Here is an 18678-nt window from a genome sequence, read left to right on the forward strand (position 1 = left end):
TACGCGACTCAGTTACCGGGAACGAGCAGTCCGCTCTCGTACGCCCAGATGACCAACTGCGCGCGATCGTGCGCATGCAGCTTGGTCATGATGCGTTTCGCATGGGTCTTGGCGGTGTGCGGGGAGATGAACAGATCCGCCGCGATCTCGTCGTTGGATCGTCCGCGCGCGATGAGCACGAGAACCTCGAGCTCGCGGCCGGTCAGGTTCGCGAGATCGCCGGAGACGACCGTGTTCGGTTCGCGCGGCAGGACGTAGCGCGTGATGAGGCTGCGTGTCGCCGTCGGCGAGAGGAGGGCCTCTCCGGCATGGACGGCTTTGACCGCACGGACGATCTCCTCCGGCTCGGCTCCCTTGCCGATGAATCCGCTCGCTCCCGCGCGCAGTGCATTGACGAGGTACTCGTCCTCTTCGAACGTGGTAAGAATCAGCACGCGCGTGAGCGTCATCGACGAATCCGCGCAGATCGCCGCTGTGGCTGCGATCCCATCCATCCCGGGCATCCGGATGTCCATGAGCACCACATCCGGGCGTCGCTCGCCCGCCAGTGCGACTGCTTCGTATCCGTCGGCCGCCTCTCCGACCACCTCGATTCCGGGATCCGCATCCAGGAGATCCCGAACCGCGGCGCGGATCAGGGCCTGATCGTCCACGATGAGGACCCTCGTCACGACGCAGATCCGTCGGGCAGGGGGAGTTCGGCGGCGAGACGGAAACCACCCGGTGTCCACCCGGAGGTGAGGGTGCCGCGCGCGGAGGCGACGCGCTCGTGGAGGCCGATCAGACCGAATCCTGCGCGCTGATTCGTGTCATCGGGAGAGATCGCGGGATTCGTCACGACCACGCGGAGTTCTTCGGCGCCGCCCTCGATGAGCACGTGCGCGCGACGCTGTGACCCGTGTTTCAATGCGTTCGTGAGACCTTCCTGCACCACACGATAGGCGACGCGGGAGACGGCTGAGGGAACAGCGACAGGGACACTGTCGCGACGCACCCCGGCCTCGAGGCCGTTCTCGACGAACGATGCGACCAGGCGATCAAGGTCCGAGAGATCGGGCTGCGGGGCGAGTGCCGGCTGATCCTCATCGTCCGCGCGGAGCATCGCGAGCAGCCCGCCGATCTCGCTGAGCACCGTCCGAGACGCCGTCCGGATCGTCGCCAGCGCCTCACGTGTCTTGTCCGGGCGCGTTTCGAGGCTCGCCGAGGCAACACCGGCGTTGAGGCTGATCACCGAGATCTGGTGGGCGACGGCGTCGTGGAGGTCGCGCGCGATCCGCAGGCGTTCCTCGCTCACCCGTCGGCGCGCCTCCACCTCCCTCGTCTCCTCCGCCCGAATCGCCCGTTCCGTCATCGCCTGCAGGTACTCGCGGCGGAACTTCGTCGCATCGCCCACCGCTCCGGCGAAGGCGATCACCAGGGCGACCTGGACGGTGCGAGGGTCGAATGTCGAGCCGAGAGAGGCGATGATGCTCGTGCCGATGACGACGAGTTCGGCCGCGAGCACGGCGATGAACGTGGTACGACGTGACGTGCGGTTCGCGGCGCCGAACATCGCGATTCCGACGCCCAGCGCCGCGCCTGCGGAGACCACCCCCAGAAACAGCAGCGTGCAGTAGATCAGCGTGCTGGCCGCGAGCGTGGGCAGTGGCCACCGGCGTCGTGCGGGAAGGAGTACCGCGGGGAGCAGGACGAGCACCCAGGTCAGCGGCGTCGACGCGCGGAACTCGCCGCCGGGGAATGGAGCGAGTGCGATCGCCGTGATGAGTGCCGCCGCGACGAGGTCTCTGACCCACGGGGGCGGGGGTGGGATCAGACGCGGGAGGGGCGGTTCAACGACGTGCACCATGTGGCCAGTCTGACGCTCGGCCCTTCTCGGGGCATCCCCCGTTCGTGGTAGAAGACGTCGGGGCTGATCGAGGCACGATCACACCCGCGGCGTGCCGAGCAGTGCTCGGCGTGTTGTCCCGGAGCGGCCACCGACGAGCCGACACCCGGTCCGCGGCGCGGGCCACCGCCTGCAGGGTGGCCGCGAGCGTGGAGCGGTCGCGGCCCGCGACCCACGCCGGACCGTCCGCGTCTCGGTACTCGATGAGCGTGACCGCTTCGGCATCCGCGCCCGTGGTGAGCGAGCTCTGGTGGAGAGAGAGGATCGCGAGGTCGATCCCGCAGCCGGCCAGCGCGCGCACGGCCGCCTCGACCGGTCCGAGGCCTGCGTGCGTGGAACGCTGCACCTGGTCGTCGACGCGCACGATGACCTCGGTGGTGGCGTTCCCCTCGTCGATGTGTACCGCCTCGAGCCCGATGCTCGAGTGCTGCGGGTCGTGCAGATAGACATCGCTGAACAGCGCCCAGAGGGCCTCCGCCGTCACCTCCTCGCCCGTGGCGTCGGTGTGCTGCTGCACGTGACGCGAGAAGTCGATCTGAAGGCGACGGGGGAGCACGACGCCGTACTCGGTCTCCAGCAGGTAGGCGATGCCGCCCTTGCCGGACTGCGAGTTGACGCGGATGACCGCGTCGTAGGTGCGTCCGATGTCCGCGGGATCGATGGGCAGGTACGGCACCCGCCATGCGATGTCGCGCTCGTCGCGCCCCTCGGCCGCCGCGCGGGCCCGGTGCTCCGCGAAGCCCTTCTTGATCGCGTCCTGGTGCGTGCCGCTGAACGCGGTGTGCACGAAGTCGCCGACATACGGATGGCGCGGATGCACGTCGATGCGGTTGCAGTACTCGACCGTGCGGCGGATCTCGTCGATGTCGGAGAAGTCGATCATGGGATCGACGCCTTGCGCGTGCAGGTTCAGGGCGAGGGTCGCGATGTCCACGTTGCCCGTGCGCTCGCCGTTGCCGAAGATGCACCCTTCGACGCGCTGCGCGCCGGCCAGGACCGCCAGCTCGGCGCAGGCGACGCCGGTCCCGCGGTCGTTGTGCGGGTGCACCGAGAGGATCACCCCGTCGCGGCGGGCGAGGTGCGTGTGCATGTACTCGATCTGGTCGGCGTAGACATTGGGGGTGGCGATCTCGACGGTGGCGGGCAGGTTCAGGATGACGGGGCGCTCCGGGCTCGCCTGCCACAGCTCGGTGATCGCGTCGCACACCTCGATGACGTAGTCGGGCTCCGTCAGGTTGAACACCTCGGGGGAGAACTCGAAGCGGACGTTCGGCAGGTGGCCCGCGAGCTCCCACAGGTCCCTGCCGCCGGCAAGGATCAGCTCGCGCAGCTCGGCACGGCCCTTGTCGAGCACGGTCGTGCGCCAGACCGGCGCCGTCGCGGTGTACATGTGGATGACGACCTCGTTGCGGATGCCGCGGATCGACTCCACGGTCCGCTCGATCAGCTCGCGTCGCGCAGGCGTGAACACGACGATCGTGACGTCGTCCGGCGCGAGGTCGGAGTCGGCGATGAGGCGCACGAAGTCGTAGTCCGTCTGGGATGCGGACGGGTAGCCGACTTCGATCTCCGTGTACCCCATGCGCACCATGAGCTCGAAGAACCGGCGCTTTCGGGCGGGGTCCATCGGCTCGGCGAGGGCCTGATTCCCGTCGCGCAGGTCGACGGGGACCCACAGCGGGGCAGCGGTGATGCGGCGGTTCGGCCAGCGGCGCTCCGCGTCGGTGAGAGGCACCTCGACGCGCGCGTAGGCGTCGCCGTAGCGGTGCGACGGCATGCCGGAGGGGCGCTGCCGATTCCAGGCGGGTGTGGGGATGGTCATGATCGGATGTCCTCGGGTCTGGGTGATGCAGACCGGCGCACGTTCGGCTCCACGACGGGGAGCCGGTCTGGCTACGCCCCGCCGTGGCGGCGAAGAAGAAGGAATCCGAGGATGGACATGTCGAGCACGCTACCATAGTCCTCAGACAAGTTGAGGAGTTGGGATGACTCAGGTCGTGCGGACGCCGCTGGCCGACCAGGCTGCGGATCTGCTTCTGGCGCGCGTGCGTGCGGGGGAGTGGGCCCTCGGAGCCAAGCTGCCCGGCGAGACCACGCTCGCGGCGCAACTGGGTGTGGGGCGTTCCACTGTGCGCGAGGCAATCCGACGACTCGCGGGCGGCGGCGTCCTTGACTCTCGGCACGGGTCGGGCGTCTATGTGACGGCGCTCGATGTCCCCGACGAGTGGGGTGACGTCTTGCGCCGCGCCGACATCGTGACGGTGATCGAGGCGCGCACGGCGATCGAGGTCGAGGGGGCCATGCTGGCGGCGCAGCGGCGCACGCCCGCCGATCTGCGCATCATCCGGCGCGCGCTCGACGCCCGCACCGTGCCCGGGCAGAGTGTCGAGGAGCATGTGGATGCCGACATGGCCCTCCATCGGGCGATCGTCGTGGCATCGCACAACGACGTCCTGGTCGAGTTGTTCGACGGCTTCGTGCCTCGTGTCCGCCGCTCAATGATCGAGATGCTCCGCATCCGGCCGACGGCCTCGGAGCGGGATGATCACGACGCGCACGCTGCCGTCGTCGAGGCGATCGCCGAGCGCAAGCCGGATGCGGCAGTGGGCGCGAGCCGCTCGCATCTCGACGCACTCAAGGCGGCCCTGTCCTGAGGCAGCTCGTCAGGGCGACGGCGGCATAACGCGGTCAGTCGTCCAAGATGTTCGGACGCTCGGTGGCAGAGGGGGAGGCGGCCCGATTGCGCCCGATCCGTTCGGCCACGGCGAGTACTCAGCCATCCCCGGAGAGCACCAGAGCGACCGCTGCCGCGCGGTCGCGGACGCCGAGTTTGGCGAAGATCGTGTTGATGTGGGACTTCACGGTGGCGACCGAGACGAACAGCTCCGAGGCGATCTCGTGATTGTTCCTGCCTCGGGCCACGAGCGCGAGGACGTCACTCTCCCGGGCCGTCAGTGCCGGGAAACGGTCGGTCAGACGCACCGCGGGCGGTGGTGCCCCGGTGGCGGCTCGCACGAGGCGGGCCCCCACGTCGGAGGCGAAGACCGACTGACCGCGAGCGACGGAGTGGATCGCCGCCTCGAGCTCCGCGCGCCCTGCATCCTTCGTGAGATACCCGCGGGCGCCTGCGCGCAGCGCGTCGGCGATCGAGTCGTCGTCGGCGTATGTCGTCAGCACGAGCACGGCGATCTCCGGTGCATCCCGCGTCAACCGCGCCGTAGCGTCCGCGCCGCTGAGCCCCGGCATCCGCAGGTCCATGAGCACGACATCGGGGCGCTCGGACAGGGCGAGGGTGATCGCCTCGACGCCGTCGCTCGCCTCGCCGACGACCGACACATCGTCGAGCAGGCCGAGGATCGTCACGAGACCGTCCCTCACGATCGCCTGGTCATCGGCGACGAGCACTCTGATGGGCTGAGGATTCACCGGCGCACCTCCATCCGCACCTGGAAGCGCGATCCGTCCTGGCCGATGTCGACCCGACCGCCTCGAGGGAGCGCGTCGACGCGCTCACGCATCCCGCGCAAGCCGAACCCGCCCGGGGAAGCCCCGCTCGCGGTGGCCACGTCATTGGCGACCGCCAGCAGCACGCGATCGGTGCTCCATCGGATGCGGACATCGACCGGATGCCCGGGAGCATGGCGCCGCGCGTTGCTGAGGGCTTCCTGCGCGGCCCGCACCAGGGCCGCCGCCTGAGCGTCGGACGTCTCCCACGGTGTTCCGTCCGTCTCGAAGGTCGCGGATCCGCCGAGCGAGCGATGCGTGCGAAGCAGTTCTTCGACGGCATCCATGACCTCGCCGGGTCGCTCGTGTCCATCGCGTTCGGCACCGCTGCGCAACGCCGCGACCGCCCGCCTCGCCTCGTCCAGACCCTCGCCCGCCAGCCGTCGGGCGCTCCGCGAGCGTACGAGCGCGGCATCCGTTTCCCCGCGCTCGATGAGCGCCTCGGTCGCGTCGAGCTGCAGGACGAGTCCGCCGAGCGTGTGCGCGAGGACGTCGTGCAGATCGCGGGCGAGGGCTGCCCGAGCGGCCTGCTCCGCGGCCTCCTGCTGCTGCTGTCGTAATGTCGCCTCCTGCCGGAGGAGGCGGCGCGTCTGGCGCCGGCTCGCACCGGCCAGCGAGGCGATGACGATGCCGCCGCCGAAGGCCAGCAGGGTGGGCACGCCGGGTGCCTGCCCGATCGAGCCGACCGCCATCAACGCCGGCGCTGCGATGGAGCCCGCGATCGCGGCCCACGCAGGCACGGCGTCATCGGCCCACAGCAGGAGCACGGCGACCACGACGGGGGTGAAGGTGATCCCTCCGGTGGGGATGACGGCGACGGATGCGGCCGCAAGCGCGACGCCCGCGAGTGCTGCGGCTGCTCGCTCGGTGCCGCGCAGCAGCGCCCCGCCCAGCCAGGCGAGCACCGCGAGCACCCCGATCCACGTCCACACGTCGACCGGACGCGGAGCGGCGAACAGCCAGAACGTCACCAGGGCCGCCCCGACCAGATGCAGCGCCGCCCTCGCCGACCCGCGCCCCGTGTTCATGACCCCATCATGGACCGCGCGGTCGGTGCCGCAGTATCCGAGCCGCCGCCGACGAGTCGTCGCGTCCGAGACTCGAGCACCAGCACCCGCATCGCCCGGTTGGCGGCGAGCAGGAGCAGGATGGCCCCCGTGGAGGAGGCGACGAACGCGCCGTTCGCCGCCGCGGCGAGATCGATCCCGACCCGGCTGACGATCACGATCAGCCACAGCGCCATGCCCCACCATCCGGTTCGGGACTCGAGCGATGCGCCCTCCGTTCGGACGGAGGGTTGCGCGACGATGGGGCGGATGCGGGCGATGCGCCCCATGGCCGCGCCGACGCCGAGAGAGATCGCCGCCTCGACCGTCAACGCGATGACGTCGAGGGTCGTGATGCGATCGACGGTCTGGGCGAGGACGACGGCCCCGGCGATGCCGAGCAGGATCGGCATCCGCCACATCCGGCCGGAGCGGATGGGGCGCCACGTTGACTGGCGGTACCCCAACCAGACGATGAGGGCGAGAAGGAGCAGGGCGTTCAGGATGGTGGAGAGGGTCATGACGCCAGCGTCGTCGCACGCGCGGCGCTGGACGACCACCCACGGGTGGAAGCCGGGTGGAGATCGTGTGCGTCAGGCGTCGCGCACGCGAAGCGTCGTCACGGCCGCCGCCGTCATCCAGACGGTGAACACGGCCATCACCGCCAGGCCGAGAAGTGGCGGGATGCCGGAGCCGGCCACCGTGTACGACGCCTGCCCCGCGGTCGTCGGCCACAAGGTTCCAGCGAACCGACCCACGATTCCCGGAAGACCCGGTGCGAGCGCGGGTACCAAGAGTGCGACGGACACGACGATCGCCAGCGCGCCCGAGGAGCTGCGGGTGAGAGTGCCGAACGCCAGTCCGAGCACGGCCGACAGGACGAGATAGACGATGGCGCACGCGAGGGCGCGCACGGTGTCGCCGTCGTTCGTGCTCGCTGTCGGCAGGCCGGTCGCGGCGAGCGCCGCCTGACCCGCGGTGAAGCTCGCCGCCACTGTGGTGACGGCCACGACCGCGGTGATGGAGGCCGTCACGAGAGCCTTCGCGGTGAACAGTCGGGTGCGCCGTGGCGCGATGGCGAGGGTGCTGGTGATTTGCCCCGACGCGTACTCGCTGGTGACGGCTTGCGCCCCGAGCATCGCCATGAGCAGCTGCCCGACGAGGATCCCCTTGAAGCTGACGCCGACAGGGTCGAAGTCTGCGGGCAGCTCTCTCTGCCAGTCGGCGCTCAATCCGCTGATGCCCAGCAGGCTCACGAGTGCGGTGACGACGATCGTGGCCGCGGCGAGGAGCCAGGTGCTTCGCACGCTCCGCGTCTTGATCCACTCCGATGCGAACAGGTTCATCTCAGGCCGCCTTCCGGTCGAGGGTGGTCATGCGCAGGAAGGCGTCCTCGAGGGAGTCGCGTACGAGAGTCAGTTCGGACACCTCTACGCCTGCGGTGGCGGCGAGGTGGCCGACCTGATCGGGCGAGGCGTCGCGCACGCGGAGCGCGTCGGGATGCGCCGGATCCGGAGCCGTCGACAGGCGCGCGCTCCTGAGGGCCCGGGTGAGACCCGCGGCGTCCGGTGTGCGCACACGCACCCAGGCCGTCGTCCGGGAGTCGATGAACGACGTCAGCGGCTCGTCGGCGATGAGCGTCCCGCGATGGATGACGATCAGATGGTCGGCTGTCACTTCCATCTCGCCCATGAGGTGGCTCGAGAAGAGCACCGTGCGCCCCTCGGCGGCGAGTCGGCGCATGAGTGCGCGCGCCCAGCGGATGCCCTCGGGGTCGAGTCCATTGAGCGGTTCGTCGAAGATCACAATCCCCGGATCTCCGATCAGGGCCGTCGCGATTCCCAGGCGCTGCTTCATGCCCAACGAGAACTCTCCGGCGGGTCGGCCGCCGGCGTCGGCGAGTCCGACCATCTCGAGGGTCTCGTCGACGCGCGATCGAGGAATGCCGGCGGCGCGGGCCGCCGCCCAGAGGTGTTCGCGGGCGGAACGCCGCGGGTGGACGGAGCGCGCATCGAGCATCGCGCCCACCACACGCGCGGGGTGCGGCAGCTCGGCCGCGCGGAGACCGCCGATGGTCGCTGCCCCGGAGGACGGACGATCCAGCCCGAGGAACATGCGCAGGGTGGTGGACTTGCCGGCGCCGTTCGGGCCGAGGAAGCCGGTCACGACGCCCGGCCTTACCTCGAACGACAGGCCGTCGACGGCGGTGATCGCGCCGTGGCGCTTGGTGAGGGCGTATGCCTGGAGCGAGAGAGGAGAGCTGATGGCCATGAATCGCACACTACACCGTGTGGTGTAGTTGCTACACCGACCGGTGTAGAGTTGACGGCGTCGTCACAGGAAGGGGATGCCGATGCCCGACGTGCAGGTCAAGCCGGTCCGGGAGGGGCAGGCGCACAAACGCTCCGCGATCCTGACCGCCGCCCGCGAACTCTTCGTGCGGGACGGCGTCGAGCGCACCAGCATGGATGCGGTGGCGGCGCGGGCGGGCGTGTCCAAGCGCACCGTGTACGACTATTACGGCGACAAACGGCGACTCCTCCTGGGCGTCGTGGAACAGGCCGGGGAGGCGGCTCTGATCACGCTCCGCCGGCTGATCGAGCGTCATCTTCCACCGGTGCTCACCGACGCCGACCGCGCCGCGACCGAGCGCGCGCTCGTCTCCTTCGCCCTCGACCTCGGCCGCTCACAGCTCGCCGCCTCCGACTACGCCGCCGCCGTGCGGCTCATCACCGAGAACGAGGCGCTGCTTCCGGAGCTCGACGATCACCCGCTGGAGACCGCGCACAACCGGGCGCTCGCCGAACGCCTCGACCTGCTGTCGCGAGCCGGCCTCCTCGAGGCCCCGGATCCCGAACTCGCCGCCGATCACTTCCATGCGCTGACGACCCTCCGGGTTCTGAACGAGCCCGGACGACGACGTGCTCAGCTCGACCGCGTGGACCGGATCATGATCGACGGCGCGCACGCCTTCCTGCGCGCCTATGCGCCCAGCGGGGGCGGACATGACCGATGACCGAGAGGATGACGCTCAGATCCGCGTCAGGCGCGCCGCATCCCTCAAGGAACGGATCTACGTGGCCTTCACCGCCCTCGCGGTGATCATCGCGCTGCGTGCCCATGATGAGCATCCGGATGCGGCTCTCGCGCTCGGTACGCTCGCGATCACCGTCGCCGCGACCGTCTGCGCGGTCTATGTCGCCGATCTGCTCAGCCACATGGTGGTGCATTCGCGGGTGCCGGGGCGATCCGAACACCGGCACATGGTGGCGAGCACTCTGGGTGCGGCGACCGTCGCGCTTCCGTCTCTCGCGTGCATCGGGCTCGCGGCGCTCGGGCTCTACGAGGCCTCGACGGGTCTGCTGGCCGCGATGCTCATCACGACAGCGACGCTCGTCGCGATCGGCCTGCTCGCGGTGCGACGGCTCGCCGTCCCCCGGATGCAGCGCATCGCGATCCTCGCCGGGGAGGCGGTGCTCGCGATCGGGGTCATCGCTCTGGAGCTGCTCTCGCACGGCTGAGTGCGACGCACGCCTGGAGGCAGCCGGCGTGGCTCCTAGGATGGATTGGATGACCGGGTGGACGTGGCAGGCGTGGTTCGGCCTCATCGGAGGCTCGCTGATCTTCTTCGCCGTCCTCGGGCCGATGCTGCTGATTCAGATCCGTCGTTACGGCCGGCTCTCGTTCCCGAGGCTCCTGGGTGCCGCGGCGACCAGCGTCTACGCGGTGGCACTCGTCGCCTACACGCTTCTGCCGCTGCCTGACGTCGCGGCGAACTGCGGGGTGAGCGGCGCCGGTATCGAGCTCATCCCCGGGCACTCCGTGGGCGACATCCTGCGAGAGACGCAGGGGCTGTCGTTCGTCTCCGCCCTGACGAGTCGTGCCACGCTCCAGGTCGCGTTGAACGTCGCGCTCTTCGTTCCGTTCGGCATCATCGCGCGTCGCTACTGGAACCGCGGACCCGTCGTGTCGATCATGCTCGGCGCCGCGCTGTCGCTGCTGATCGAGACCACCCAGTTGACCGGAATCTGGGGACTGTACGACTGCGCGTATCGCGTCGCCGACGTCGACGACCTGATCACGAACACCGCCGGTGCCGCGATCGGCGTAGCCCTGGCCCCATTCCTGCTGTCCTGGATGCCGAGCTCCGGCACGTTGCGCCGAGACCGTTCTCTGCCGCGACCCGTCACCGTGTGGCGACGGTGGTTCGGGATGGTTCTCGACGCCGTCGCCGTCAACGTGGTGAGCGGACTGCTCTCGCTGACGCTCATCGTTCCTCAGCTGGCGTTCACCGGCGGGCGTGCGCCCTCGGATGCGGCCGCGATCGCGAGTGTGGTCTTCGTCGGCGTGGGAACCGTCGCGCTCGTCGTCGTACTGCCCGCGGTCCTGGGCAGGGGAGCCTCCATCGGACAGCGGCTCGTGTGGTTGACGCCGTCGTGGCCGCCGGATCGCTCCGGCCGGTGGCGGCGACTGCACCGCGCATCGGTCGTGGCGCTGCCCTACACGATCGCCACCGTTCTCGATCAGCTGCCGCACGCGGATGCAGGAGCTCTGCAGACCGTGGTCGGTCTCATCGGCATCGTCAGCGGCGTCATCGTGCTCATCGACGTGGCGTCGGTGCCCTTCAGCCGGGGACGCCGCGGTCTGTCGTCGATTGTCGCCGGCGCCGAGCTGCGCGATGCGAGAGCCTGACCCCGGGGTTCTCGGGCGCTGTCGTGAGAGCGGTCCCGGCGGCTACCTTTGACGAGTCCCTGGTGTTTCGGGCATCCCGGAGGGGCGCCTCTCCCGTCGTGACAGGGCATCTCGTCATCGGCCCACCCGAGGAGCGCAGAACCCCATGACCGACTTCATCGTCGATCTCGTGGCCAAGTCCTTGCTGTGGCTGCAGGGGCTGGTGCTTGCGGGCCTCGTCTCGTGTCTCATCGTGTACGACGTCCAGTTCGCGCGGACGCTACCGGTCGCGCTCTGGATCCTGGTCGCGCTCCTGCTCGCGGCGGGTTGGCTCGCGGCGGTGCTGGCGCGCCGGAAGCCGCGCACCTCGGTTGTCGCCGCGACGCTGATTGTCAACGTCGGCGTGTTCGTTGGTCTGCGGCAGGAACTCCTGCCGCAGACCTCGCTCACCGTCTTCGTGGTGGCCGTGCCGTTGTTGGGCATGGCGTTGCTTCCCCGTCCCTGGCCGACGATATCGGTCTTGTTGATGGTGCTCTTCGTGGTCGTCCCGTGCGTGATCACCGGGGTATGGCCGACGACCCTCGCGGATGTGTTCTTCGACTACGGAACGCTGGTGGCGCTGGTCCTCGTCATCGTCGTCGCCGCCCTCGGTGCCCGGGCCCTGCGCCGCCACGCCGCCCGGCTCTCGGCCGCGCACCGGGCACGGGAGCAGGCCCTCTCGCGTGTCACCGATGGCAAGATGCTCGTCGATGCCGTGATCGGGACTGTGCCGACCGCCATCGCCGTCTACGACCCCGAAGGGGCGCTGCTGCTCGCCAACCCTCGCGCTCACGAAGTCGCCTGCCACGAGGGGTACGAGCTCGCAAGCCCGGCTGAGCCGATCAATTCCGGCGGCGTCTTCGCTGCCGATCGCACGACCCCGCTGCGACGCCGGGATCGGATGCTGCAGGCCGTGGTCGACGGCACCGAACTCGCACCGACGCTCGCCTGGGTCGGACCCCCGGGGCATCAGCGCGCCTACATCCGCTCGTCGTCGAAGATCGCGCGCCCGGACGGCTCTGCGCTCGGCACGCTCGTCGTCGCGGAAGACGTCACCGAGGTGCTGCACTCCGAGCAGATGCGGCATGACTTCCTGCACACCGTGTCGCACGAGTTGCGCACGCCGATGACGCCGCTGATCGGTCATCTGGACCTGCTGAGCGAGCGGGTCGCGGAGACCGACCCCGGTGCCCAGGAGCGGATCGACACCATCATGCGCAGCGTCGATCGGATCATGACGCGCGTGTCGGAGCTGCTGACCGCAGCCGACATCCGCATGGAGCTGCAGCTCAAGCCGACCGATGTCGCCGGTCTCGTCGGTGAATGCGTGCGCGACGCGCGCCCCGCCGCGGCGAAGCGCGACCTCACGATCCGTGCCGAGGTCGCCGATGCCGCAGTCGCCCTGGCGGATGCGGGCCGCATCCGCCAGGCCGTGTCGGAACTGCTCGGCAACGCCGTGAAGTTCGCCGTCGAGGGCACCGAAGTGCTCGCGCGGTGCGATCGCGTCGACGACGAGATCCGGATCCGCGTCAGCGACGAGGGCCCCGGTATGAGCGAGGTCGAACAACACCGGGCGTTCGACCGCTTCTACCGCGCACCGATGGCGCATCGAGACGCCGTGCAGGGATTCGGGCTGGGGCTGTCCGTCGTGCACAACATCGTGACCGCGCACGCGGGGGTGGCCTCGCTCGCACCAAGCGCCGCCGGCGGAACGGAAGTCACGATCCGCATCCCGGCCCTCTGACCGGCACGGCACCGTCGCGGACGCTAGCGTGAGAGGGCCGTGCGTCTCGCCGATGCCGCTCACTCCTTCCGAAAGGTCCGCCGTCCGTGACACCGATGTCGCTCACGCCCGCCCAGCTCGCCGCCCTTCTCGCACCCCTCGGCGAGATCGCGCACACCACACCGCTGACCGGCGGGATGTTCGCCACCACGACGGCGGTGGCGCTGACCGACGGCGCCCGCGTCATCGTGAAGGCGTCCCCGACCGATGTGCGCAGGCTCTGCCGTTACGAGTACGGGATCGCCGCATCCGAGGCGCTCGTCTACGGGATGCTCGCGGGGCGAGCTCCCGTGCCGGAGGTCCTGTCGACCGACTTCACCCGATCGATCGTCGACGCCGACATCGTCGTGACCCGTCACCTCCCGGGGCGTGTGTGGAACGATCTCGACCTCGACGCGGCAGCCACCGCTCGCGCGCGCCATGCCCTGGGGGCTCTGATGGCCGAGCTGCACCGCGTCCCCGCGCCCGCGTTCGGCTACCCGGCGCCGGAGACGGGCATGCGGCGCGATGACTGGCGCTCGGCGGTCACAGCCATGTTCGACGGCATCCTCCAGGATGCGGCGGAGTCCGGCACCACGCTTCCGGCGCGCCGGGTGCGGGATGTGCTCGCGCGCCACGGTCACGTCCTCGACGCGGTCACCGCTCCGGTCGTCGTGCACAACGATCTGTGGCCGGCGAACATCTTCCTCGACGACGATCTGCGCATCGTCGGCCTGATCGACGCCGAACGGACGGTCTGGGGCGATCCGCTTTTCGATCTGGTCGGGGCGAATCAGATGGCCGAGGAAGGCGCCGAGGAGCAGATCACCGCGGGCAACGTCGAGGCCGGGGGAGTGCTCGCCGATGAGCTCGCCTCCCCGACAGGGCCGCTCCGGCTCGCCCTGTACCGGCTGTACTACACGCTGATCCTCGCCACGGAGATCGACATCCGTGGGTTCGAGGGCGACGGGATTCCCGAATACCGGGCTTCGGTCGCCGGCCTGCTCGGCGACGCACTGGAGCAGCTGGAGGCGGCGGAGCCGGTCGGCGCCCTGTGAGCGGCTGATGCTCCGCGCGGATCGCGGAAGGGCGGCTCGCCCTCATCCCTCCTGCGTCAGCCCGGCCCGATCGAGCGCCCGGAAGACCTCGGCGGCCACGAGATCCGGCTGGTCGAAGGGCACATTGTGTCCCGAGCGTGGCGCCGGCACGAGACGGCCGCCGAGTAGCTGCGCCGTCGTGGCGTGCGCCCGGTTGATCTCCCGCCGCTGCGCTCGTTCGCGCAGACCGGCACGCGTGCCCGTGATCACCGTCGCGCCCATCCCGGCGAGCGCACCGCCGTGAGCGGCGTCATCGCGCAGGGCGCGCAGGGACGGTAGGAACTGGGCGAGTTCGGGAGGCATCGTCCGGTCCAGGGTGGCGAGGTCGCGACGCAGCTCCGCCCTCACCGCCGCCGGCTGCCCGCGGAGGGCGTGGCGCCGCAGGAGCGCGATGCCGGCGCGTGCCCTCAGGGAGGAGAAGCGGGGCGGACGCGATGTCATCCGTTCGGCCAGCTCGGGGGCGAAGTAGGAGGCGATGTGCTCGTCGGTCTGATCGACGAGCACGAGAGCGCGCACGTCGAGGACACGCCGCGCGGCGAGCGTGCGCACGATCGGACCTCCCCAGCTGTGCCCGACCAGGATGAGTGGCGTCGACACGGTCGTCAGCAGGGTCTCAAGATCGTCGGCGAGTCGCTCGAGCGTGCGCGGAGCCGCATCCGCATCGCTTGCGCCGATCCCTGCCCGGTCGTAGCAGATCGTCCTCGCGACGCGCGAGACGGCGGGAAGCACGCGGCCCCACGCGGCGCTCGAGAAACCCATCCCGGATTCGAAGACCACGGTCGATCGGCCCGAGCCCGCGCGTCGGAGGATGAGTGAGCGGCCGTCGGGCAGACGGAGCGTGTCCGGCGCTCCGAGCGGATGTCCGCCGCTCATGCGCCGGACGCGGGACGGCGGATGCGCGGGGCCGGTGCCGGCGGCACCGGCTTCGCGGCGACGATGTCGACGCGGCGGATGTGCTCAACGCCGCGTTTGCCGTCGACAACCACCGTCTCCTCGTCGGCGCTGAGCAGCTCGCCGAGCGCATCCGTGGCCTGCCCGGTCGGGAGCAGATAGCGCACGACGACGCGCGAGCCGGGCTCGGGGAGTCTCACCATGCGCCGGGGGCGTAGTCCTTGAGGAACACGCCGAAGAGGTCTTCGCCGGCCTCGCCGCGCACGATCGGGTCGTACACGCGCGCCGCTCCGTCGACGAGATCCAGCGGGGCGTGGAACCCTTCCTCGGCGAGGCGGACCTTCGTGGGATGCGGCCGCTCGTCCGTGATCCACCCGGTGTCGACGCTCGTCATGAGGATGCGGTCGCTCTCGAACATCTCGCGCGCGCTCGTGCGGGTCAGCATGTTGACGGCGGCCTTGGCCATGTTCGTGTGCGGATGCCCGGGGCCTTTGTAGCCGCGGTTGAACACGCCCTCCATGGCGCTGACGTTCACGATGTACGTGCGACGGGCGCTGCTGGCCGCCAGCGAGGGGCGAAGCTTCGAGATGAGCAGGAACGGCGCTGTCGTGTTGGCCAGCTGCACCTCGAGCATCTCGAGCGGATCGACGTCCTCCACCCGCTGCGTCCAGGAGTTGACGTGGTCGAGGTCGGGGATGAGCCCGCCCGCGTCGATCGCCGTGCCCGCTGCCAGGCGCTCGAGCGAGCTGGAGCCGGCCGCCATGGCCTGTTCCGTCAGCTCCTCGGCGCGGGCGGCGGCGGCCGCGAGGATCGGGTGCGCGCTCACCGAGCGTTCGAGAGCCTGCGGATGCTGGTCGTTCGTGTGCCCGAAGGTGACCAGTTCGGGAAGCGGCCCGTCGGGCAGCGGCGCCAGCTCCGCATCGACGAGCGGCTGGTAGGCGCCGGGGGAGCGTCGCACGGTCTGGGTCGCGTTGTTGATGAGGATGTCCAGCGTCCCCGCCGCCGCCACATCCTCGGCGAGTCCGATCACCTGGGCGGGGTCGCGCAGATCGATGCCCACGATCTTCAGGCGGTCGATCCAGTCCGCCGCATCCGGAAGGCTGCTGAAGCGGCGCACCGCGTCACGGGGGAAGCGCGTGGTGATCGTGGTGTGCGCGCCGTCGCGCAGCAGTCGCAGCGCGATGTACATCCCGATCTTCGCCCGGCCGCCGGTCAGCAGCGCCCGCTTGCCGGTGAGGTCGGTGCGCGCGTCGCGCTTCGCATGGCTCATCGCGGCGCATTCGGGGCAGAGCTGGTGATAGAACGCGTCGACGACCGTGTACGGCTTCTTGCAGATGTAGCAACCGCGGGCCTTGAGGAGGGTCCCGGCGGTCGGGGTCGTGGTCGACGTGCTGATCGGGATGCCGCGCGTCTCGTCGTCGATGCGATCGGGCGCGCCCGTCGCCGTCGCGTGCACCACCGCGCGGTCCGCGGCGGCGATCGCATCGCGGATCTCGCGGCGGCGCACCTTCTTGGTGGCTTTGAACATCGCCGCCGTCGCACGCCGGACCGTGACGTAGTCGGGGTGGGTCTGGTCCACCTGCGCGAGCTCCTCCAGCACACGCAGCGTGGTGGCGAGATCGTCGGGATCGATGCCGCTGGGCTGCGGATCGGTGTGGGCAGAAGTCGCGTCGGGCACACGAGATTCTACGTCGCGCGCCTGTGCGGGGCTGTTAGCGTGCCAGGGTGACCCTTGCAGAGCCCCGCCGCATCCATGTGTCCGCCGCGGTGATCCGCGACGCCGACGGCAGGCTCCTTCTCGTTCGTAAGAGCGGAACGACCGCGTTCATGCAGCCCGGCGGCAAGCCGGAGCACGGTGAGGACGCCGCCATGACGCTCGTCCGCGAGATCCGGGAAGAGCTGGGACTCCGGCTGGACGCCGCGGACCTCGAGCCGCTGGGTTCGTTCGCGGCGGCGGCCGCCAACGAACCGGGATTCGAGGTCGTCGCCGAGGTGTTCGCCGCCGACATCCGGGACCAGACGCCGGTCGCGGCGGCCGAGATCGCCGAACTGCGCTGGGTCGGGTCCGACGAGGTCGACCAACTGGAGGTCGCGCCTCTCGCGCGGAAGTACTTCCTGAGCTGAGCCTCGTCGGTCACCCGCGGCGAGCGGGCGACCGACGAGGCGAATCTCACGCCTGGGAGCTGTCGGCCTTCTGCCCTCCGGCTTCGAGCACGTCACCGGCGGGCAGCTCCTGGTGGCCGCCGAACTGCAGTCGCATCGCGGAGAGCACCTGGTTGGCGAAGTGATCCTCGCCGCGCGAGGCGAAGCGTTCGAACAGGGATGCGGCGAGCACCGGCGCGGGCACGCCGGTGTCGACGGCCGCCTTCACGGTCCAGCGTCCCTCACCCGAGTCGGACACCCGTCCGGCCAGGCCGTCGAGCGTCGGGTTCGCCTCGAGCGCCGCCGCGGTCAGATCCAGCAGCCACGACGAGATGACCGATCCACGGCGCCAGAGTTCGGACACCTTCGCGGTGTCGATGTCGAACTGGTAGAACTCGGGCTCCTCCAGCGGGGCGACCTCGGCGGAGTGGCTGGCCTCGCGCGTTCCCGCATCCGCGTTGTGGAGGATGTTGAGTCCTTCGGCGAGCGCGGCCATGATGCCGTACTCGATGCCGTTGTGCACCATCTTCACGAAGTGGCCGGCGCCGGAGGGGCCGCAGTGGAGATATCCGCGCTCCTCGGGGGCGAGCTCGCCGGAGCGTCCGGGGGTGCGCTCGACGTCGCCGACGCCGGGCGCGATCGTCTTGAGGATCGGTTCGATGTGGGCGAATGCCTCATCGGGTCCGCCGACCATGAGGCAGTAGCCGCGCTCGAGGCCGAACACGCCGCCGCTCGTGCCCACGTCGACGTAGTGGATGCCGGTGTCCTTGAGAGCAGCGGCGCGGCGGACGTCGTCGCGGTAGTTCGAGTTGCCTCCGTCGATGATGATGTCGCCGGGCTCGAGCACCTCGGCGAGCTGGTCGACGACGCCGCCCGTCAGGCCCGCGGGGATCATGAGCCACACCGTGCGCGGGGTCTGGAGCTGGGAGGCGAGCTCCGCGAGCGAACCCGCTCCCATCGCGCCCTCGGACTCGAGGCCGGCGACCGCATCCTGGTTGACGTCGTAGACCACGCAGTCGTGGCCGTCCTTCATGAGTCGGCGCACGATGTTCGCGCCCATTCGACCCAGTCCGATCATCGCGAGCTGCATGGTGTTCCTCGTTCTCTTCCGGCGAGCGCGCCGGCGGCGGCCGGCTCTATCGAGAGTCTAGGGACGCGGACGAGGGCGGGCGCCGATCGCGCGTCGAATGCGCGTCAGTCGTTCGCCGAATCGAGTGCCGCGTCGATGTCGCGCAGGATCTCGGCGCAGCGCGCGACGTCCTCGGGTGTTCCGGAGAGCTCGAACTCGAACAGGACGGGGCGCCCGCTGATCGCGGCGAGCTCCCGCGCCGCCGCCTGGTAGTGGGCACCGAAGTTCCGATTGCCCGACCCGATGATGCCGACCAGCCGGCGGCGGTTGACCGCGGAGCGCAGGAAGGCGCGTACGGGTGCGGGCAGGGTCACCTCGTCGGCGTTGCCCGCCTTGTAAGAGGGAGTCAGCAGTATCCAGCGGCCCGGAGCCTCGCCTCGCCGCACCTCCGGGTCGGCCAGGTCCCTCACGTCGCGGCCATCGCGAGCGGCCAACTGCTCGGCGAAGCGCCGTGTGAGGTTGGACACCGAGGAGTAGTAGTAGACCGGGATCTGGGCCATGTCCCCAGTGTC

The 18678-nt window shown here is 70.1% G+C and carries 20 protein-coding genes; 7 read left to right on the forward strand and 13 right to left on the reverse strand.

The window, feature by feature from the left end:
- Positions 1–8: 8 nt before the first annotated feature.
- The 3 genes from EHF32_RS02610 to EHF32_RS02620 are packed head-to-tail and all read right to left on the reverse strand — an operon-like array spanning position 9 to position 3707.
- Positions 9–671, reverse strand: a complete 663-nt coding sequence (locus EHF32_RS02610) for a response regulator (RefSeq protein WP_137416676.1) — start codon at positions 669–671, stop codon at positions 9–11.
- A complete protein-coding gene (locus tag EHF32_RS02615) occupies positions 668–1846 on the reverse strand; it encodes a sensor histidine kinase (RefSeq protein WP_137416677.1) in 1179 nt (392 codons plus the stop codon). Before EHF32_RS02615 ends, EHF32_RS02610 begins: the two co-directional genes overlap by 4 nt.
- Positions 1830–3707 (reverse strand): 2-isopropylmalate synthase, encoded by a 1878-nt coding sequence (locus EHF32_RS02620; protein WP_202876833.1) that lies wholly within the window; start codon positions 3705–3707, stop codon positions 1830–1832. The genes EHF32_RS02615 and EHF32_RS02620 overlap by 17 nt, the downstream gene beginning before the upstream one ends.
- A gap of 163 nt (positions 3708–3870) precedes the next feature.
- Between EHF32_RS02620 and EHF32_RS02625 the strand changes: the two genes are divergently transcribed.
- Positions 3871–4539, forward strand: a complete 669-nt coding sequence (locus tag EHF32_RS02625) for a FadR/GntR family transcriptional regulator (protein WP_137416678.1) — start codon at positions 3871–3873, stop codon at positions 4537–4539.
- Between the two features lie 118 nt (positions 4540–4657).
- Here the strand turns inward: EHF32_RS02625 and EHF32_RS02630 are convergent, their stop codons facing one another.
- The 5 genes from EHF32_RS02630 to EHF32_RS02650 all read right to left on the reverse strand — a co-directional run bounded on the left by EHF32_RS02630 (position 4658) and on the right by EHF32_RS02650 (position 8706).
- Complete coding sequence (locus tag EHF32_RS02630; protein ID WP_137416679.1) at positions 4658–5311, reverse strand: response regulator transcription factor; 654 nt, start codon at positions 5309–5311, stop codon at positions 4658–4660.
- Entirely contained in the window at positions 5308–6417 is a 1110-nt protein-coding gene (locus tag EHF32_RS02635; protein ID WP_137416680.1) for a sensor histidine kinase, read from the reverse strand. Before EHF32_RS02635 ends, EHF32_RS02630 begins: the two co-directional genes overlap by 4 nt.
- A complete protein-coding gene (locus EHF32_RS02640; protein ID WP_192900682.1) occupies positions 6414–6956 on the reverse strand; it encodes a hypothetical protein in 543 nt (180 codons plus the stop codon). The genes EHF32_RS02635 and EHF32_RS02640 overlap by 4 nt, the downstream gene beginning before the upstream one ends.
- 72 nt (positions 6957–7028) lie before the next feature.
- The gene (locus tag EHF32_RS02645) at positions 7029–7781 is read right to left on the reverse strand and encodes an ABC transporter permease (protein ID WP_137416681.1); all 753 of its coding nucleotides are present in this window, start codon (positions 7779–7781) and stop codon (positions 7029–7031) included.
- A 1-nt stretch (position 7782) separates the two neighbouring features.
- On the reverse strand, positions 7783–8706 hold the full coding sequence (locus EHF32_RS02650) for an ATP-binding cassette domain-containing protein (RefSeq protein ID WP_137416682.1): 924 nt from the start codon (positions 8704–8706) through the stop codon (positions 7783–7785).
- Positions 8707–8788: 82 nt separating this feature from the next.
- Between EHF32_RS02650 and EHF32_RS02655 the strand changes: the two genes are divergently transcribed.
- From EHF32_RS02655 to EHF32_RS02670, 5 genes are all read left to right on the forward strand, one after another.
- Positions 8789–9451: a TetR/AcrR family transcriptional regulator gene (locus EHF32_RS02655; protein WP_161594054.1), complete on the forward strand. Its 663-nt coding sequence runs from the start codon at positions 8789–8791 to the stop codon at positions 9449–9451.
- A complete protein-coding gene (locus EHF32_RS15710; protein ID WP_161594055.1) occupies positions 9441–9956 on the forward strand; it encodes a hypothetical protein in 516 nt (171 codons plus the stop codon). The genes EHF32_RS02655 and EHF32_RS15710 overlap by 11 nt, the downstream gene beginning before the upstream one ends.
- A 49-nt stretch (positions 9957–10005) precedes the next feature.
- A complete protein-coding gene (locus tag EHF32_RS02660; RefSeq protein WP_161594056.1) occupies positions 10006–11127 on the forward strand; it encodes a VanZ family protein in 1122 nt (373 codons plus the stop codon).
- Between the two features lie 145 nt (positions 11128–11272).
- Positions 11273–12889 (forward strand): sensor histidine kinase, encoded by a 1617-nt coding sequence (locus EHF32_RS02665; protein WP_137416685.1) that lies wholly within the window; start codon positions 11273–11275, stop codon positions 12887–12889.
- Positions 12890–12984: 95 nt separating this feature from the next.
- Positions 12985–13965 carry a phosphotransferase family protein gene (locus tag EHF32_RS02670; protein WP_238343827.1) on the forward strand — a complete coding sequence of 327 codons (981 nt, stop codon included), beginning with the start codon at positions 12985–12987 and terminating at the stop codon, positions 13963–13965.
- A 42-nt stretch (positions 13966–14007) separates the two neighbouring features.
- On the opposite strand, the gene EHF32_RS02675 is transcribed toward EHF32_RS02670, so the two are convergent.
- Genes EHF32_RS02675 through EHF32_RS02685 form a run of 3 tightly spaced genes read right to left on the reverse strand, consistent with a single transcriptional unit; the run spans position 14008 to position 16573 of the window.
- Positions 14008–14877, reverse strand: a complete 870-nt coding sequence (locus tag EHF32_RS02675; RefSeq protein ID WP_137416687.1) for an alpha/beta fold hydrolase — start codon at positions 14875–14877, stop codon at positions 14008–14010.
- The gene (locus EHF32_RS02680) at positions 14874–15098 is read right to left on the reverse strand and encodes a putative acetyltransferase (protein WP_137416688.1); all 225 of its coding nucleotides are present in this window, start codon (positions 15096–15098) and stop codon (positions 14874–14876) included. The genes EHF32_RS02675 and EHF32_RS02680 overlap by 4 nt, the downstream gene beginning before the upstream one ends.
- Positions 15092–16573, reverse strand: a complete 1482-nt coding sequence (locus tag EHF32_RS02685; protein WP_137416689.1) for an SDR family oxidoreductase — start codon at positions 16571–16573, stop codon at positions 15092–15094. Before EHF32_RS02685 ends, EHF32_RS02680 begins: the two co-directional genes overlap by 7 nt.
- A gap of 47 nt (positions 16574–16620) precedes the next feature.
- On the opposite strand from EHF32_RS02685, the gene EHF32_RS02690 reads away from it, so the two are divergent.
- Positions 16621–17019 (forward strand): NUDIX hydrolase, encoded by a 399-nt coding sequence (locus EHF32_RS02690; protein WP_137416690.1) that lies wholly within the window; start codon positions 16621–16623, stop codon positions 17017–17019.
- A 46-nt stretch (positions 17020–17065) separates the two neighbouring features.
- Here EHF32_RS02690 and gnd read toward each other — a convergent pair whose 3' ends face one another.
- Entirely contained in the window at positions 17066–18127 is a 1062-nt protein-coding gene (gene gnd, locus EHF32_RS02695; RefSeq protein ID WP_137416691.1) for a phosphogluconate dehydrogenase (NAD(+)-dependent, decarboxylating), read from the reverse strand.
- Between the two features lie 104 nt (positions 18128–18231).
- Complete coding sequence (locus tag EHF32_RS02700; RefSeq protein WP_137416692.1) at positions 18232–18666, reverse strand: ribonucleotide reductase stimulatory protein; 435 nt, start codon at positions 18664–18666, stop codon at positions 18232–18234.
- Between the last annotated feature and the right edge of the window lie 12 nt (positions 18667–18678).

This window comes from Microbacterium sp. RG1 (assembly GCF_005347485.1).
GTDB lineage: Bacteria > Actinomycetota > Actinomycetes > Actinomycetales > Microbacteriaceae > Microbacterium > Microbacterium binotii_A.

Bases quoted from the DNA above. Each gene is read 5' to 3' on its own strand.
- EHF32_RS02615 (WP_137416677.1), bottom strand. From the start codon at position 1,846: ATGGTGCACGTCGTTGAACCGCCCCTCCCGCGTCTGATCCCACCCCCG.
- EHF32_RS02620 (WP_202876833.1), bottom strand. From the start codon at position 3,707: ATGACCATCCCCACACCCGCCTGGAATCGGCAGCGCCCCTCCGGCATG.
- EHF32_RS02625 (WP_137416678.1), top strand. From the start codon at position 3,871: ATGACTCAGGTCGTGCGGACGCCGCTGGCCGACCAGGCTGCGGATCTG.
- EHF32_RS02635 (WP_137416680.1), bottom strand. From the start codon at position 6,417: ATGAACACGGGGCGCGGGTCGGCGAGGGCGGCGCTGCATCTGGTCGGG.
- EHF32_RS02640 (WP_192900682.1), bottom strand. From the start codon at position 6,956: ATGACCCTCTCCACCATCCTGAACGCCCTGCTCCTTCTCGCCCTCATC.
- EHF32_RS02645 (WP_137416681.1), bottom strand. From the start codon at position 7,781: ATGAACCTGTTCGCATCGGAGTGGATCAAGACGCGGAGCGTGCGAAGC.
- EHF32_RS02650 (WP_137416682.1), bottom strand. From the start codon at position 8,706: ATGGCCATCAGCTCTCCTCTCTCGCTCCAGGCATACGCCCTCACCAAG.
- EHF32_RS02655 (WP_161594054.1), top strand. From the start codon at position 8,789: ATGCCCGACGTGCAGGTCAAGCCGGTCCGGGAGGGGCAGGCGCACAAA.
- EHF32_RS15710 (WP_161594055.1), top strand. From the start codon at position 9,441: ATGACCGATGACCGAGAGGATGACGCTCAGATCCGCGTCAGGCGCGCC.
- EHF32_RS02660 (WP_161594056.1), top strand. From the start codon at position 10,006: ATGACCGGGTGGACGTGGCAGGCGTGGTTCGGCCTCATCGGAGGCTCG.
- EHF32_RS02665 (WP_137416685.1), top strand. From the start codon at position 11,273: ATGACCGACTTCATCGTCGATCTCGTGGCCAAGTCCTTGCTGTGGCTG.
- EHF32_RS02670 (WP_238343827.1), top strand. From the start codon at position 12,985: ATGTCGCTCACGCCCGCCCAGCTCGCCGCCCTTCTCGCACCCCTCGGC.
- EHF32_RS02675 (WP_137416687.1), bottom strand. From the start codon at position 14,877: ATGAGCGGCGGACATCCGCTCGGAGCGCCGGACACGCTCCGTCTGCCC.
- EHF32_RS02680 (WP_137416688.1), bottom strand. From the start codon at position 15,098: ATGGTGAGACTCCCCGAGCCCGGCTCGCGCGTCGTCGTGCGCTATCTG.
- gnd (WP_137416691.1), bottom strand. From the start codon at position 18,127: ATGCAGCTCGCGATGATCGGACTGGGTCGAATGGGCGCGAACATCGTG.
- EHF32_RS02700 (WP_137416692.1), bottom strand. From the start codon at position 18,666: ATGGCCCAGATCCCGGTCTACTACTACTCCTCGGTGTCCAACCTCACA.